Annotated in this window: 14 protein-coding genes; 10 read left to right on the forward strand and 4 right to left on the reverse strand. The window is 75.9% G+C overall.

Annotation, left to right across the window (positions count from 1 at the left end):
• Positions 1–247: 247 nt before the first annotated feature.
• The 8 genes from E4A51_RS12945 to E4A51_RS12980 are packed head-to-tail and all read left to right on the forward strand — an operon-like array spanning position 248 to position 8,891.
• The gene (locus E4A51_RS12945) at positions 248–1,732 is read left to right on the forward strand and encodes a sugar transferase (RefSeq protein WP_134851979.1); all 1,485 of its coding nucleotides are present in this window, start codon (positions 248–250) and stop codon (positions 1,730–1,732) included.
• Positions 1,729–2,577, forward strand: a complete 849-nt coding sequence (locus E4A51_RS12950) for a glycosyltransferase family A protein (protein WP_167748911.1) — start codon at positions 1,729–1,731, stop codon at positions 2,575–2,577. The genes E4A51_RS12945 and E4A51_RS12950 overlap by 4 nt, the downstream gene beginning before the upstream one ends.
• Positions 2,574–3,680 (forward strand): hypothetical protein, encoded by a 1,107-nt coding sequence (locus E4A51_RS12955; protein ID WP_070319631.1) that lies wholly within the window; start codon positions 2,574–2,576, stop codon positions 3,678–3,680. The genes E4A51_RS12950 and E4A51_RS12955 overlap by 4 nt, the downstream gene beginning before the upstream one ends.
• Positions 3,677–4,981: a lipopolysaccharide biosynthesis protein gene (locus tag E4A51_RS12960; protein ID WP_134851981.1), complete on the forward strand. Its 1,305-nt coding sequence runs from the start codon at positions 3,677–3,679 to the stop codon at positions 4,979–4,981. The genes E4A51_RS12955 and E4A51_RS12960 overlap by 4 nt, the downstream gene beginning before the upstream one ends.
• Positions 4,978–5,919, forward strand: coding sequence for a glycosyltransferase family 2 protein (locus E4A51_RS12965; RefSeq protein ID WP_070319633.1), 942 nt, complete (start codon positions 4,978–4,980; stop codon positions 5,917–5,919). The genes E4A51_RS12960 and E4A51_RS12965 overlap by 4 nt, the downstream gene beginning before the upstream one ends.
• Complete coding sequence (locus E4A51_RS12970) at positions 5,916–6,668, forward strand: glycosyltransferase family A protein (protein WP_070319634.1); 753 nt, start codon at positions 5,916–5,918, stop codon at positions 6,666–6,668. Before E4A51_RS12965 ends, E4A51_RS12970 begins: the two co-directional genes overlap by 4 nt.
• Positions 6,665–7,792, forward strand: a complete 1,128-nt coding sequence (locus E4A51_RS12975; protein WP_163276197.1) for an EpsG family protein — start codon at positions 6,665–6,667, stop codon at positions 7,790–7,792. Before E4A51_RS12970 ends, E4A51_RS12975 begins: the two co-directional genes overlap by 4 nt.
• 22 nt (positions 7,793–7,814) lie before the next feature.
• Complete coding sequence (locus E4A51_RS12980; protein WP_134851982.1) at positions 7,815–8,891, forward strand: glycosyltransferase; 1,077 nt, start codon at positions 7,815–7,817, stop codon at positions 8,889–8,891.
• Between the two features lie 111 nt (positions 8,892–9,002).
• Here E4A51_RS12980 and E4A51_RS12985 read toward each other — a convergent pair whose 3' ends face one another.
• The 3 genes from E4A51_RS12985 to E4A51_RS12995 all read right to left on the reverse strand — a co-directional run bounded on the left by E4A51_RS12985 (position 9,003) and on the right by E4A51_RS12995 (position 13,272).
• Complete coding sequence (locus tag E4A51_RS12985) at positions 9,003–10,610, reverse strand: polysaccharide biosynthesis tyrosine autokinase (protein ID WP_134851983.1); 1,608 nt, start codon at positions 10,608–10,610, stop codon at positions 9,003–9,005.
• A 135-nt stretch (positions 10,611–10,745) separates the two neighbouring features.
• A complete protein-coding gene (locus E4A51_RS12990; RefSeq protein ID WP_070319637.1) occupies positions 10,746–11,306 on the reverse strand; it encodes a hypothetical protein in 561 nt (186 codons plus the stop codon).
• A 79-nt stretch (positions 11,307–11,385) separates the two neighbouring features.
• Positions 11,386–13,272, reverse strand: a complete 1,887-nt coding sequence (locus tag E4A51_RS12995; protein WP_134851984.1) for a DUF4012 domain-containing protein — start codon at positions 13,270–13,272, stop codon at positions 11,386–11,388.
• Positions 13,273–13,413: 141 nt separating this feature from the next.
• Between E4A51_RS12995 and E4A51_RS13000 the strand changes: the two genes are divergently transcribed.
• Positions 13,414–13,983, forward strand: coding sequence for a low molecular weight phosphatase family protein (locus E4A51_RS13000; protein WP_134851985.1), 570 nt, complete (start codon positions 13,414–13,416; stop codon positions 13,981–13,983).
• A gap of 51 nt (positions 13,984–14,034) precedes the next feature.
• The gene (locus E4A51_RS13005; protein WP_082739990.1) at positions 14,035–14,325 is read left to right on the forward strand and encodes a DUF2530 domain-containing protein; all 291 of its coding nucleotides are present in this window, start codon (positions 14,035–14,037) and stop codon (positions 14,323–14,325) included.
• Between the two features lie 28 nt (positions 14,326–14,353).
• On the opposite strand, the gene E4A51_RS13010 is transcribed toward E4A51_RS13005, so the two are convergent.
• Positions 14,354–15,154, reverse strand: coding sequence for a CAP domain-containing protein (locus tag E4A51_RS13010; protein ID WP_134851986.1), 801 nt, complete (start codon positions 15,152–15,154; stop codon positions 14,354–14,356).
• Between the last annotated feature and the right edge of the window lie 12 nt (positions 15,155–15,166).

The raw sequence follows: 15,166 nt of genomic DNA on the forward strand, positions 1-15,166 counted from the left end.
GACGTCCGTCCAGAATTGCAGGACGCTCGTCCAGAAAATGCCGTCAGCGACGCCGCCGGCCACTCCCGCGTGTGAAATGAATGTTGCGCCCAGGGGAACACCGCGCTCACGCATGGCTGTGACCTGCGATGACGCCCGAGAGGGTCATCACTGACTCGTGGGGCAATCATCCCACCCATCGCTCTTTGCCCGGTTCCGGTGATAGCGTCCGCATCCAGCATCTGCTTGAACTGGGGGGTAAAGCAGAATGACGTCCACCACGCACGCCCAGCCACTGTTCCTGGCACGTCGACGCGCTCGCACGGCACCGCTGACCTGGTCCGTCACGCTCGCGCAGCGCCTCGCCGTGACGGACGCGCTCGCGCTCGCGCTGGCCGTCGGCGTGGCCTACCTCGTGCGGTTCCCGCTCGACGGCCACGCCTACGTCTCGGGCGAGTTCTCGCCCAGCTACCTGGCGGTCTCGATCTCGCTGTTCACCACGTGGTTCGCCGCGCTCGCCGTGGGCCGCACGCGCGACCGGCGGCTCCTGGGCGGCGGGTCCGCCGAGTTCGCCCGGGTCTTCGAGGTCACGTGGCACCTGTTCGCGGGGGTCGCGATCGTCGCCTACCTCCTGCGCATGGAGATCGGCCGGGGCTATCTCGGCGTCGCGGCACCGCTCGGGCTCGCGCTGCTGCTCGCCGGGCGCGTGTACTGGCGGCACGACCTGCGCCGCCGCCGCGCCGCGGGCGAGGCCCAGGTGCCGATCCTCGTCATCGGGCCCTGGCACAAGGCCGCCAACCTCATCGGGGACTTCCACCGGCACCCCGGCGCGGGCTACCGCGTCGTCGGCGTCTGCCTGCCCGACGGCGCCCGGCCGGAGGTGCGCTCGATCGACGGCGTGCCCGTGCTGGGCACCCACACGCAGGCCGCGTCGCTCGCGGTGCGGCACGGCGTCGCCGCCGTCGCCGTGGCCGGCTCCGACGCGATGGACCGCGAAGCCGTGCGCCAGCTCGGGTGGGACCTCGAGGGCACCGGCGTGGACCTCGCGCTGACCATGGCCCTGACCGACGTCGCCGGGCCACGCGTCCTCATGCAGCCCGTCAACGGCATGCCGCTCATGTACGTCGACGCACCGCAGTTCCGCGGCTCCAAGTACGTGCTCAAGTCGCTGTTCGACTGGTGCGGCGCCGCCGCCGTGACCCTGCTGCTCGCCCCGGTCCTGCTGGTGCTCGCCGTGCTCGTGCGGCTCACCAGCCCCGGTCCGGTGCTCTACGCGCAGGAGCGGATCGGCAAGGACGGCGGCACGTTCCGCATGCTGAAGTTCCGCTCGATGCACGTCGGCGCGCACGACCGCCTCGCCGAGGTGCTCGCCGCCGAGGGCGTGGCCGACGTCGGCGCCTTCTACAAGCCCAAGAACGACCCGCGCATCACCCCGCTCGGCCGGGTCCTGCGGCGGTACTCGCTCGACGAGCTCCCGCAGCTGTTCAACGTGCTGCGGGGCGAGATGAGCCTCGTGGGGCCGCGGCCGCAGATCGCCGCCGAGGTGGCGACCTACGACCGCGCGGCGCACCGCCGGCTGCTCGTCAAGCCCGGGCTCACCGGTCTGTGGCAGGTCTCGGGACGGTCGAACCTCGACCCCCGCGCGGCCATGCGGCTGGACGTCGCGTACGTCGAGAACTGGACGCTGTTCACCGACGTCGCGATCCTGGCGCGGACCGCGCGCGCGATGGTCGCCGCCGAGGGGGCGCGGTGACCGGCGGGCCGCCGGTCGGGCACGTGCCGACCGCGCGCACCGAGCCCGCCGTGCCGCTCGTGTCCGTCGTCCTGCCCACCTACCAGCGCGCGGACGTGCTGGGGCGCGCGATGCGCAGCGTGCTCGCCCAGACCGTCACCGACCTCGAGCTGCTCGTCGTCGACGACGGCTCGACCGACGGCACCGCGGAGCTCGTCGCCGACATCGCCCGCACCGACCCGCGGGTCCGCTACCTCGTCCAGCCCAACGGCGGGGCGCCACGCGCCCGGAACCGGGGCGTCGCGCACGCGCGCGCCCCCTACACGGCGTTCCAGGACAGCGACGACGAGTGGGAGCCGACGTTCCTCGAGCGGCTGCTGCCCGTCGTCCGGTCACGTCCCGACGTCCTCGCCTTCACGTCGCACGACGTCACGCACCTCGACGGCCGCGTCGTCCGGCTGCCCGCGGCGCACGTCCCCGACGTCCGGCGACGCATCCTGCACCGCAACCTCGTCTCCACGCAGACGGTGCTGCTCCCGACCGCGCTGCTGCGCGACGTCGGCGGGTTCGACGTGCACCTGCGCAGCGTGCAGGACTGGGAGCTGTGGCTGCGGCTCCACGGGCGCGTCGAGATCGTGCACGTCGACGAGGTCCTCGTGCACCTGCACCGCCAGGCCGACTCGATCTCGGAGACCGCCGGCTACCGGCGCTCGCTGCGGAGGGTCGTGCGGCGGCACTGGCGGCTGCTCGCGACCGAGCCCGGCGCCCTGCGCCACGCCGTCCGCCGCGCCACGATCGGGTCGCGACCGCTGCCGACGCCCTGGCGGGCGCTCGCTCCCCGCCGTCACGCGGTGGAGGCCCCGTGACGCGGACGCTGTACGTGCCGCTCACCGGCCAGGCGGACAACGTGGGCGACGTCGTGCTGCGACGGCGCCTGGTGCAGGCCGTGGCGCCGCTCGGCCGGCTCGTGGTGCTCGTGGAGCGCGCCGACGACGACTACGTCGCGGGCCTGCGGCTGCCGCCCGGCTCCGTGGTGCACACGTCCTTCCTGCCGTGGGTGCGCGCCGCGACCGCCGGCGCCGCCGGCCGCGGGCCTGCGGCCCTCGTCCTCAACGCGGGCGAGATCGCCTCGAGCCGCAGCCAGGGCCGCCGAGCCGTGCTGACGCTGCCGGCCGTGCTCGCGGGGCGCCTGCGCGGCACGCCGACCGTGCGGGCGGGGCTCGGCGCGCGCGACCGGATCGTCCCGTGGGGGCTCGCGCACCAGGCCGTCGTGTCGGCCGCGACCCTCAACGTGTGGCGCGACCACGAGTCGCGACGGCTCTACCACCACGGGTGGGTCGCACCCGACTGGGCGTTCGACGACGCGGACTCGCGTCCCGCCGACGGGCCGCGCCCCGTGCTCGCGCTCGGGTTCCGGGGCGACCGCCCGGCGCCCTCGCCGGCGGCCCTCGGGCACGTCCGCGACTGGGCCGGGTCCCGCGGGCTCCGGCCGGTCGTGGTGTCGCAGGTCGCCTCCGACGTCGAGCGCAACGAGCAGGTCGCGGCCGCGCTGGGGTGCGAGCACGTCGGCGACCGGCACGTCGACCTGGCCGAGCGCGAGCGCGCCGCGCGCGACGTGTACCGGTCGGCCGCCGTCGTCGCGAGCAACCGCGTGCACGCGCTCATCATCGGCTTCACCGAGGGCGCGTCGCCGGCCGGCCTCGTGCCGACGCCCGACGTCAAGATCGGGCGCACGCTCGACGCCGCCGGCCTGCCGCCGTGCGTCCTCGACGCCCCCGCCAGCGGCACGGCCGAGGTGCGCGGGTTCCTCGACGGCGCGCTCACGCACGGCGCCGGCCTCGCGACGGTCCGCGAGCGCGCGGCCGGCTGGGTGCGCGAGATGGAGGACGCGGTCCGGGCCTCCGTCGTCGACGGTCGCGCCACGGGCGGGCGCAGGAGCACCGGGGCGGTCACCGGGGTGGCGGCGTGAGGTGGCAGAGCGCGCGGCTCATCGGCGCGCAGGCGCTCGGGCAGCTGAGCCTCGTCGCCGTGATCCCGGTGCTGACGCGGCACTACGACCCCGGCGTGTTCGGGGCGTACCAGCTTGCGCTCGCCGCTGCGACCCTCGTGCAGCCCGTCGCGACGCTGCGCATCGAGCTCGTGCTGCCGGCGACGCGCGCCGACGACCGCGTCCGCACCCTGCTGCGGCGCGCCGTCGCCTCGACGCTCGCCGTCACGGGCGGATTCGTCGCGGCGTGCACGTACCTCGCGCTCACCGGGCGCGCCGACGCCGCCCTGATGACCGCGATGGCCGCGACGCTCGTGCTCGTCTACGGCTGGGTCAGCATCGACAACGCCCGGCTGATCCGCGCGCAGCAGGTGCAGGCGCTCGCGACCCGCAACCTGGTCGCCGGGCTGCTGTCGGCCGTGCTCCAGGTGGGTGTCGCGCTCGCGGGGCTCCAGGTGGTGTGGCTGGCCGCCGCGGTCGGGATCGGGCGGGGCGTGGCGGTGCTGCTCACGCGACCGCGCCGGGCCGTCGCCGCGCCGCAGCCCGAGGACACGTTCGACCTCCCGTTCGGCGGTGCCCGCGCGGTGCGCACCGTGCTGTCGGGGCTGCTGTCGAGCACGGTCCTGCAGCTGCTCATGCTGGTGTCGGGCGGGTTCCTGGGCGCGGCGGCGGCCGGCTACGTGGGGGCGGCGCAGCGCGTCACGGGAGCGCCCGCCTCGCTCATCGGGCAGGGCGTCGCGCAGGCGGTGCAGGTGCGCTTCTCGCGCGCGCTGCTGACCGGGACGTCGCTGCTCGCCGAGGTGCGCGCCGTCGGGCGGGCCCTCGCGGCGCTCTCGGTCACCGTGGCGGTCGGCCTCGCCCTCGTGGCGCCGCTCGGGTCGGACTGGTTCTTCGGCCCCGGCTGGGAACCGGTCAAGGACGTGCTGCGGCTGCTCGCGCTGCCCGTCGCGCTGCAGCTCCTCGTCGCCCCGCTCAACCCGCTGCTCGTGATGATCGGTGCCGAGCGCGCGCTGCTGCGCGTCCAGGCCGGCCGGCTCGCCCTCAGCGGGGGCGCGAGCGCCGCGGCGGCCGCCGCCACCGGGTCGCTGACGACCGTCGTCGCCGTCTTCGCCGCGACCACGGTCGTCGCGTACCTCGGCAACCTCGCGGTCGTCGTCCACCAGGTGCGCGCGCACGACGCGACGACGCTGCAGCAGACGCCCCCGGTCCCCGCGACCGGGCACGAGACCGTGCCGGCCCTGGGCGCCGTGCACGCCGCCGAGCGGACGGAGGGCACGCGATGAGCGAGCAGACGACGACGGGCACGACCGGGCTCCCGGCCCCCGCCCCGGCCGGCACCGCCGTCCCGCCGCTGGAGGTCGTGGTCGTGACCTACCGGTCGCGCGACCTGGTGGACAGGTGCCTGGGCTCCGCGCTCGCGCACACGCCGCCGGGCACGCGGGTGCACGTGGTCGACAACGGCTCGACCGACGGGACCGTCGAGCACGTCCGCGCGCGCTACCCCGACGTGGCCGTCACGGTGCGTCCCGACAACCCGGGGTTCGCGGTCGCCAACAACCTCGTGCTGCGGTCGGTGCACGCGCCGGTGGTGCTGCTGCTCAACCCCGACTGCGAGCTGCACGCCGGCACGGTCGACCACCTGCTCGCGCGGCTCGCCGCAGAGCCGGACGTGGGCGTGCTGGGGTGCCGCCTGCTGACGGCCGACGGCACGCTCGACCACGCGGCCAAGCGCATGATCCCGTCGCCGCTGGAGGCCGCACGCTACTTCGCCGCGCGGGTCGTGGGGCGGCGCGGCGGGCGGTACACGGCACCGGACCTCGACGAGCACGCGAGCGGTGACGTCGACGCGGTCAACGGCGCGTTCATGCTCGTGCGCACGAGCGCGCTGGCCGAGGTCGGCCTGCTCGACGAGGCCTACTGGATGTACGGCGAGGACCTCGACTGGTGCACGCGGTTCCGCCGTGCGGGGTGGCGCGTCGTGTACGACGGGACCGTCAGCTCGACCCACCTCAAGGGCGGCAGCGCGGGCGTGCGCTCGGTGCGGCTCAACTACCACTTCCACCGCAGCATGGCGCGGTACTACCGCACCCACGGCGGCGCGCCGGTGCCCGTGCGGGCGGCCGTGACCGGTGCCGTGTGGGCGCGGTTCGCGGCCGTCGCGACCGTCGACACCGCCCGGCGGGCGCTCGCGGCGGCCCCCGGGGGACGGCGCGCCGCATGACTGCGACGACGACCGCCCGCACGATCGGCGTCGTGCTGCCCACGCGCGACCGGCTGACGACCCTGCCCGCGGCGCTCGACAGCGTGCGCCACCAGACGCTCCCCGCGGCGCGGGTCGTCGTGGTGGACGACGGCTCGACCGACGGCACGGCCGAGTACCTCGAGGCCTGCCGACGCGAGGACCCGCGCCTGGAGGTGCTGCGCACCGGCGGCGTCGGCGCACCCCGCGCGCGCAACCTCGGCGTCGCCGCGTGCGCGACCGACCTGGTGGCCTTCCAGGACTCGGACGACGTCTGGTCGCCGCGGTTCCTCGAGCGCCTCGCGCCGCACGCCGGCCCGGGCCGCGTCGTCTTCGCGAGCCACCGTCTCACGAGCCTGGACGGCAGCAGCACCGTGGTCCCCGCGGGCGTCGTGCCCCGGCCCGACCGCAGCATGCTGCGCACGAACGTCGCCTCGACGCAGACCGTGCTGGCAGACCGGGAGGCCGTCGCCGCGGTCGGGTTCGACGAGGACCTGCGCCGTTTCCAGGACTGGGACCTGTGGCTGACGCTGCTGGCGCACGGCACGCGGTTCGTCCACGTGCCGGAGGTGCTCGTCGAGGTGCGCCGCCAGCCCGACAGCATCTCGGAGGGCGCGACGACCGTGCGCGCGCACGCGCTGCGCCGGATCATGCGCAAGCACGGGCTGCGCGTCGCGCGCGACCCGTACGCCCTGGCGCGGCTCGCCGCCCGGGGGTGGCTGCGCCCGTGATCACGTCGCTCACGCCGTACCTCACGCTGCTGCTGCTCGTGACGGTCACCGCCCTGACCGGGCTCGCCGTGACCCGCGGGATCGCGGCGGCGCGGCCGGCCGGGCCCGACCGGCCACGCGCCGGCCTGCGTGCCGTGCCGGACCCGTTCGTGCTGGTCGCGTGCGCCGCGCTCGCGCTGTTCTCGGGCCTGCGGTGGTACGTGGGCAGCGACTTCGACCTGTACGCGCGCACCTACCTCACCGAGGTCGACCCGCACGACCTCGCGGCGACGCTCGAGGTGTCCCGGTTCGAGCCGGGCTTCGCGCTGCTGTCGTACGGCCTGCGGCAGGTCAGCGACGACCCCCGCCTGCTGTTCCTCGTCTGCGCGGTCCTGGTGACGGGCCTGACGTACGGCGCCTACCGGCGGCTCAGCCCGGTCCCGCACGCGTCGCTCGTGCTGTGGGTCGCGATGGGCTACTACCTCGGGTCGATGAACCTCGTGCGGCAGAGCCTCGCGGCCGCCGTGCTGCTCTACGCGTTCTCGCTGTGGCGGACCCACCGGGTGGTCGCCGTGGTCGTCGGCGCGGTGGGCATCTCGATCCACAGCTCGAGCCCGCTGTTCGTCGTCGCTGTCGTCGCGGCGTCGCTGCTGCCGTTCGCGTGGCGGACGATGTACGTCGCGCTGGCGGCGTGCCTCGTGGCGGCGTCGGTCATCGTCGCGCTGCCGGTCGTGGCGCAGGCCGCCGCGCTGCTCAACGAGGAGTTCGCGCGTTACCTCAACCAGCGCGGCGGCGGGCTCGGGGTGCTGCTCGCGGCCGGCTACCGCGTCGTCCTGCTGGTCGCGACCCACCGGCTGCTGCGCGGGCGCGAGCTGGACCGTCCCCTGACGACGGCGCTGTGGATGACGACGTTCGGGACGTGCGCGTGGCTGGTGAGCGCGTCGGCCATGTGGACGCTGCGGCTCGACGACTACTTCGGGCTGTTCACGCCCGTGCTGATCCCGCTCGCGGCGCGTGCGGTGCCGGCGGGCGGCGCACGCACGACGTACCTCGTGGTGACGTCCGCCGCGACGCTCGTCTACTTCACGTTCTACGTCCTCAACTTCTCGGGCCTGGTGCCCTACGCGTGGACGCCGTTCTCCTAGCCCTGGGGGTCTCGTGCACATCGTGGTCGTCGCCAGCGACCTGGCGAACAACTCGCTCGGGCGCGTCTACTGCCTGTGGCTGCTCGCGCGGGATCTGGGCTGGCGCTGCGACGTGGTCGCGACGCGCGGCGAGCACGTGTGGGGGCCGCTGGACGGCACGCCGTTCGCGGCGGACTGCCACCTCGCGACCGACGCCGCGGCCGCTGCGGACCTCGCCGCGGGTGCCGACCTGGTGGTCGCCGCCAAGCCCTTCCCGACGTCGCTCGGCGTCGCGGTGCAGGTCGCCCGACGTCTGGACCGCCCGGTGCTGCTCGACGTCGACGACCCCGACCTGGAGCTCGCGCTCACGAGCGGCTACTCCGTGACGAGCACCGCGAAGCGCGTCGCCCGGGAGCTCCTCAAGGCGCGGTACATGGCGGGCATGCGCCGCATGCGCGTCCTGGCCAGGACCGTGCCGGCGATCGCGAGCAACCCGCACCTGGCGGCGACGTACGGGGCGGACGTGATCCCGCACGTCCGCCCCGTCCCGCCCGCCGACGACTGGGTCGCGCCGCGACCCGACGGCGAGGTCCGCGTCGCGTTCGTCGGGACCGTGCGCGCGCACAAGGGCGTCGCGCAGCTGCGCCGGGCGGTCGCCGGGCTCGCGGGCGAGGGCTTCCGGCTGACGCTCACCGCCCCCGCCCCGCGGCGTCCCGCGCCGTGGGAGCGCTGGGTCGGGGTCACGTCGCTCGACGAGGGCCGCCGCCTCGTGGCGGACTCGGACGTGGTGGTGATCCCCAGCGTCCGCACCGTGTACTCGGAGGGACAGCTGCCGGCCAAGCTCGTCGACGCCATGCTCGCGGGGCGGGCCGTGGTCGCGTCCGACGTGCCGCCCGTGCGGTGGGCGCTCGGCGGCACGGGCGTGCTGGTGCCGCCCGGTGACCTCGCGGCGCTCACGACCGGTCTGCGCGCGTTGCGCGACCCGCAGCTGCGCGTCGACCTCGGGCTGGCCGCGCGCGAGCGCGCCCGCCAGGAGTTCACCACGGCCGGCGTGGCCGACAGGTTCGCCGACGTGTGCACGCGCGCCACGCAGGCGTCGCCCGCTCGCACGGCGCGCTGACCGCTCCACCGCCCCGTCGCCCGCCGTCCTGTCTACCGGTCCCGCTCGTCCAGCACCGGGGCCCGCGGTCCGCCCGCCCACGCGCGCCGCCCCGGCGGGCGGCGCGGCGCGTCACCGCCTGCGCGCGTGGTGGGGTCGGACCTCACGCTGCTCGGCCTCGGCCCCGGCGTCCACGGTCAGCACCGGCTCCCAGGGCACCGCGACTCCCCCGGCCGGGTCCGGCGTCGTCGCCGGACCCGGCGCCCCGGACGACGGCGCAGGCGCCTCCCCCTGCGCACCACCTGCACCGTCGGTCGCCTGACGCCCGGGCCACCTGCTGCCCACGCCCCCGGAGCGCCGCCCTGCGCGCCCGCGGTCCGTGACGGGCTCGGGCGCCCCGTAGCGGTAGTACCGGTACGACGACTCGCCCTGCCGGCGGGGCTCGCGGTTGACGACGACACCCAGCACGTGGGCGTCGACCTTCGACAGCGCACCCATCGACTCCGCGAGCTGCCCGCGGGTCACCACCCCGGCGCCGACGAGCACGATCGCGCCGCCAGCGGACCGGCTCAGCACCGCCGCGTCCGTGACGGGGAGCAGCGGTGGGGCGTCGAGCAGCACGACGTCGTACTGCGAGACCAGGCGCGCCAGCAGCGCGGTCATCGCCTTCGACCCGAGCAGCTCGCTCGGGTTCGGGGGGATCTGACCCGCCGGGAGCACGTCGAGGAACCCGTTGCCGAACGGCTGGACGACGTCCTCCAGCGTGGCGCGACCGATGAGGACGGTCGTCAGCCCGACCTCTCCCTCGATTCCCAGGTAACGCGCGACCGACGGTCGGCGCAGGTCCGCGTCGACGAGCGCGACGCGCGTTCCCGCGTCCGCGAGCGCGATCGCGAGATTGATGGTGGTCGTGGATTTCCCCTCGCCGGGCAGCGAGGACGTCACGACGATCGAGCTGGGCCGGTCGGCGACGTCCAGGAACTGCACGTTGGTCCGCAGGCGGCGAAATGCCTCGGCGCGCGGGCTGTGCGGGTCGGACTGCACGATGAGCGGTCTCGAGGCGGCGTCCTCGTCGTAGACGATCACCCCGATGACCGCGCTGTCGGTGACCTGGGCGACGCCGGCCTCGTCCCGGATGCGCGTGTCGAGGACCTCGCGCACGAGCGCCGCCGCGACCCCCACGACCAGACCGCCCACGAGCCCCAGCAGCAGGACCAGCCGGGTGTTCGGCGCCGACGGCGCCGACGGCGCGGCGGCGTCCCGGACGATCGTCAGCTTGACCGTGGACGCCCCGCCCCCGTCGGGCCGCTCGATGTCCACGACGACCGTGCGGAACTGCTCGGAGATCGCGTTGGCCAGCGCGGCCGCCACGGCCGGCGACTCGTCGCTCACGCGGATGTTGATGAGCGACGAGTTCAGCGGGGAGTCGACCTCGACCCGCTGCGCGAGGTCGTCGGCGCGCATGTCCAGCGCGAGGTCGTCGATCACGGGCCCGAGGACGGTGGGGGTCGTGACGAGCTTGGTGTAGGACGCGACCTGCTGACGCGTGAAGCTCGACCCCTGCAGCAGGTCGGCCGTCGTGCTCGCGGCCGGCACCGACACGTACAGCTGCGTCGCGGCGGTGTACACCGGCGTGGTGAGCACGTTGACGCCGAGGGCGGCGAGCAGGCCCACCGCAACGGCCAGCGCGACCACCACCCACCGCTTGCGGAGGACGGACACGTAGTCACGCAGGTCCATGTGCTGCTCCCTGGGGTCGTCGGGCACGCCGGGCCGCAGGGACGTTGCCTGCGGACGGTCGCGCGGGCGGTGGCACGGCGGCCACGGGAGGTGCCTCCCGTGACCGTCGACCACCGCCCGCGCGGTGTCCTGCGGTCAGCTCTGGTGGGACTGACGGCGCTGCCGCGCGTACACGGCCGCGCCGGCACCCGCGGCGAGCAGCGCGCCCGCCCCGAGCGCGATCGGCAGCGGGTCCGAGCCGGTCTGGCTCAGCCAGCCCCGGCTCGACGACCCGCCCGTGCCCGCCGCAGATCCCGCGCCCCCTGCCGCGGGGCCGGGGACCACGAACGTCTGCGTGGACAGCGCCTCGCCCGAGACGCCGTCGGTGATGATCGCCGTGTAGGTGCCCGGCTGGCTCAGCGTCACCGTGAACGAGACGGCGCCGGAGGCGCTGGTCGTCTTGGTGAGCGCCTTGGTGCCGGCGATCGTGATCGCGGAGTCGGGGATCGACGCCGGGTTGGTGGTGATGGTGATGATCACCGGGGTGTTGGCGGGGCCCTGGACCGTGATGGTGAAGGGCTGGCCGACGGTCGGGGTCGTGGTCGACGCCGTCCCGGTGTTGCTGTAGTCCGCGGCGCCGTACCCGAAGGCAGCGCTGGGAAGCAGCGCGAGCGCGGCGGCCGTGAGGGTCACGGCAGCGGTGCGACGGATCTTCATGGAATTGCCCCCCTGGTGCGACGACATGGGCGGGTCCGGGGTCGATTTCCTCACCCCGGACCGCGGTGTCGAGACGAGGCTAACCGCGATCCGCGCACTTGGAAACAGATGTCACATGATCGAAACCCGACGCGGTCGGGGTGCCCCTCAGAAGCACCTCGCCGGACTGTTCTGGACCACTGACCAAATTGGCCGTCAATGTGAACGACTGACCAGGAGAGAATGTCCAGGTGAGAGCGGCCACGGCGAGTCCGTCGTGCGCCTGCGCGTGCACCTCAACTGGTCGACCGTCCACCATGATGTCCTCCAGAAAAGCCCCCTCGGGAAGATAGAGCAGGACGTTCGTCCGGAAGTCGCCGGGAGGCACGACGCCGTCCAGCCCGAGCACGTACGGCGGCAGCGACGCCACGTCGGCGGGGGGCGCGTAGCGGTACGTCGCCGTCAGCGCGATGCGCTGCGCGTCCCCGTCGACGCACGCGGTCGACGCGACCTGCGCGTCGACGTCGAGGTAGTAGCCGAGCTTCGCCTGCGTGCCGTCGTTGAGGTACAGGCCCACCACGGGGCTGTCCCCCGCGCGGCCGCGCAGCTCGCCCGCCAGCACCGTGCCCGCGAGGTGCGCCTGCAGGTCGGCGTCCGCCGACCACACGAGCAGCCGACCCCGCCGCGCCGCCTCCGCGAGCGCGTCGACGACCCCCGCCGGCTCGCCCTGCCCGCTGCTCACCGCCGAGAACACCGCCGACGCCGCGTCGGCGAAGTACGCGTCCTGCCGGGCGGGCTCCGGGAAGCGCAGGTAGACGTCGTTGAGGAGGACCCCCACGGCGTCGTCGGCGCCCAGCGTGGAGCCGTCGGCCAAGGTCACGGGCCCGGTCGCGCGCAGGACCAGCGCGAGGGCGACCGGGTCGACCGACAGCACGCCGTCGACCTGCGTGCCCGTGGCCCGTGCCCACAGCCCGCGCGCGAGCTGCGCGGACCGCGGGAAGTCCGGCGTGAAGTTGACGTCACGCATGTCGGTCACGAGCAGGGGGCCGAAGAGGTCCTGCTCGGCCGGGCTGAGCTCCGCGTCGGGGTCGTCCAGGCCCGTGAGCTCGTTGCCGCTGCGCTGCTCGACGACCTCGAGGCGCCCGTCCTCGGCCCGCAGCAGCAGCACCGCCCCGGAGATGCCGCCCGTCGCGCGCGGCTCGGCGTTGTTCTGCACGAGGACCAGGTACTGCCGGGGGCCGTCGCCGCCGAGCATGGGCGGCAGCAGCGCGGCCGCACGCGCCGCCGTCCCGGTGTCCGCGGCCACGCGCGCGAGCTGGTCGCGCAGCGCGTCCACCGGCTCCGCGACGGGCGCGACCACGGCCCCCGTGTCGACCTGCTCCAAGCGATCGAGCGTCGCACGCACGGCGACGTCGGCGGCGGCGACCTGCGACGCGACGTCCGCGAGCGGCGCCACGTCGACGCGCCCGTCGACGGGACGCAGGGCCGCCGGGTCGACCAGGGCCGTCGCCTCCACCAGCGGCGGCAGCGCGTGCTGCGCGAGCTCGTCCACCGCCTCGGTGACGGCCTGCACGGCCCGGACGTTCGGCCCCGCCCACGGCACGGCGCCCGCCACCGACCACAGCGGCCCCGTGGTGCGGCGGTGCGCGGCCGCGGCGTGCTCCCGCAGGGCCGGCAGCGTCTCACGCGCGCCCTCGACGTCGCCGGCGACCACCTGGTCCTGCAGGCGCGCGACCGCGTCCCGCGCCGTCTCGAGGTCGCTGCGCGCGCGGACCGCGTCCCACGCGAGCCACGCCACCGCGACGACGACCAGCACGAGGAGCCCCGCGACGGCGAGCAGGACCGCGCGCCGGCGCGTGCCCCGGCGGCGCCGTCGTGCGGGCCGCGCGCCCGCCGGACGTCGACGCGCCGAGCGCGGGTCCTGCGCCCTGCGCGGCCGCGGGACCGCCTGGCCCGACCACTGCGAACCCCAACCCGGGTGCGTCACACCCAGCCCCCTTCGCCCCCTGCGCGCCGGAGGGGTGTCGCCGACGCGTCGTCGGCGATGCTAACCGTACGAACCGGGCGCTGTCCGCGTCCGGTGCGACCGACGTCCGCCCGCACGGGCCGTCCGGCATGATGGGGCCGCATGACGACGCCTCCCGACCCCGCGCTCGTGGTGGCGGTCTGCACGGGCAACATCTGCCGGTCCCCCGCGGTCGAGCGGCTGCTCGCGGCCCGGCTCGCGGGGACGGACGTCGTGGTCGCGTCGGCGGGGACGCACGCCGTCGTGGGGCACCCCGTCTCCGCGCCGATGGTGCCCCTGCTGACGGGCGCGGGCGCCGACGTCGACGGGTTCGCGGCGCAGCAGCTCGACGCCGGTCTCGTCGCCCGCGCGGACCTCGTGCTGGCCCTGACGCGCGGCCACCGGTCGGCCGTCGTGCAGCTCGCGCCGGCCGCCGTACGCCGCACGTTCACCCTGCTCGAGCTGGCCCGGCTGCTGCCCCACGTGGACCCGGCGGCGCTGCGCGACGCGGGCGCGACGCCCGGTGAGCGGCTGCGCGCCCTGCCGGCGCTGGCGGCGGCCGCACGCCCCGCGGCGGGCGCGGGCGTCGACGACGTCGAGGACCCGATCGGCCGCGGCGACGACGTGTACCGCGCGTCGTTCGCGTCGCTGGCCCCGGCCGTGGACGCGCTGGCGACGGCGCTGCTGCGCTGACGACCGCGCCGCCGGGCCGGGCCCCCCGGCACCCCGGACTACGATCGGGGCGTGCCCCCCCTCGTCGACACCCTGATGCACCCGCGGCGCACGCCGCCGCCGCCGATCGACGTCGACCTCGCGCGGGTGATGGGGACGGGGACGGCCCTGTGGGGTGCCGCGCTCGTGGTGATGGGCGTGCTGTGGCTGCTCGACGTCGCGCCGCTGCGCTGGTTCGCGGTGTGCGCCTCGGGTGTCGTGCTGGGGCTCGTCGGCATCCTGTGGGCGCGTCGCAACGGGCGGCTGTCGCCCGACGGCACGGGCGCGATGATCGCCCCCGCGCCGCACCGCGACGCCGCCTGAGGCCCCACGCGGCGGGCGCCCGGGTGCGTCAGCCGACGAACACCTGCGCGCACAGCCAGCCGCGGCCGCCCGGCACGCAGCCGACGCCGACCTGCGCGTACGACGCCCGTAGGATGTTCTCGCGGTGCCCCGGCGAGCCCATCCAGCCGGCCACGGCGGCCTGCGCGGACGGGTAGCCGAGCGACAGGTTCTCCCCGACGGTGCCCGCGCGGCAGGCGCCGAGGACGGGGCCGAGCGGGTCGTGCTCGAACCGTCCCTCCGCGACCAGGACGCCGGCGCGCGCGACCGCCTGCTCGGTGGCGCACGCGGAGACCCCGAGCGGCGCGAGCCCGGCCTCGGCGCGACGCTCGTTGGTCAGCGTGACGACGTCGGCGGCCATCGCGGCACCGGGGTCGTCGGCGGAGGCCACCGCGGCCGCCGGCTGCGGCTCGGGCTCGGCAGCGGGCCCGGGTGCGGGTGCGGCGGCCCCGTCCCCGCCGGACGCGGCCCCGTCCACCCCGGGTGCGGCCGGGCCGGACCCGTCGGGAGCGGGGTCCGGCGCAACCTCGGCACCGTCGGACGACGTCGGGTCGCTCTGCGGCGCGGCCGGCTCCGCCTCATCGGTGCGCTCGGCGCTGCGCGACGCGGCGTCCTGACGGTCGGCGGGCCCGTCGGGCGCGAGCGCGGACGTGGCGGGCCCGGTCGGCGCCGACGCGCCGGGGGCGGTGGCCAGGACGATCGCGGACGCCACGGCGACGACCGCGAGGCCGCCCGTCAGCGCGCCTGCGGGCCCGCGCCGACGGCGGCGGTCGTGCCAGCGGCGGAGGTCACGTCGTCGGGCGTCGGGCACAGCCGGATGTTA

Source organism: Cellulomonas sp. HD19AZ1, assembly GCF_004535805.1.
Lineage (GTDB): Bacteria > Actinomycetota > Actinomycetes > Actinomycetales > Cellulomonadaceae > Cellulomonas > Cellulomonas iranensis.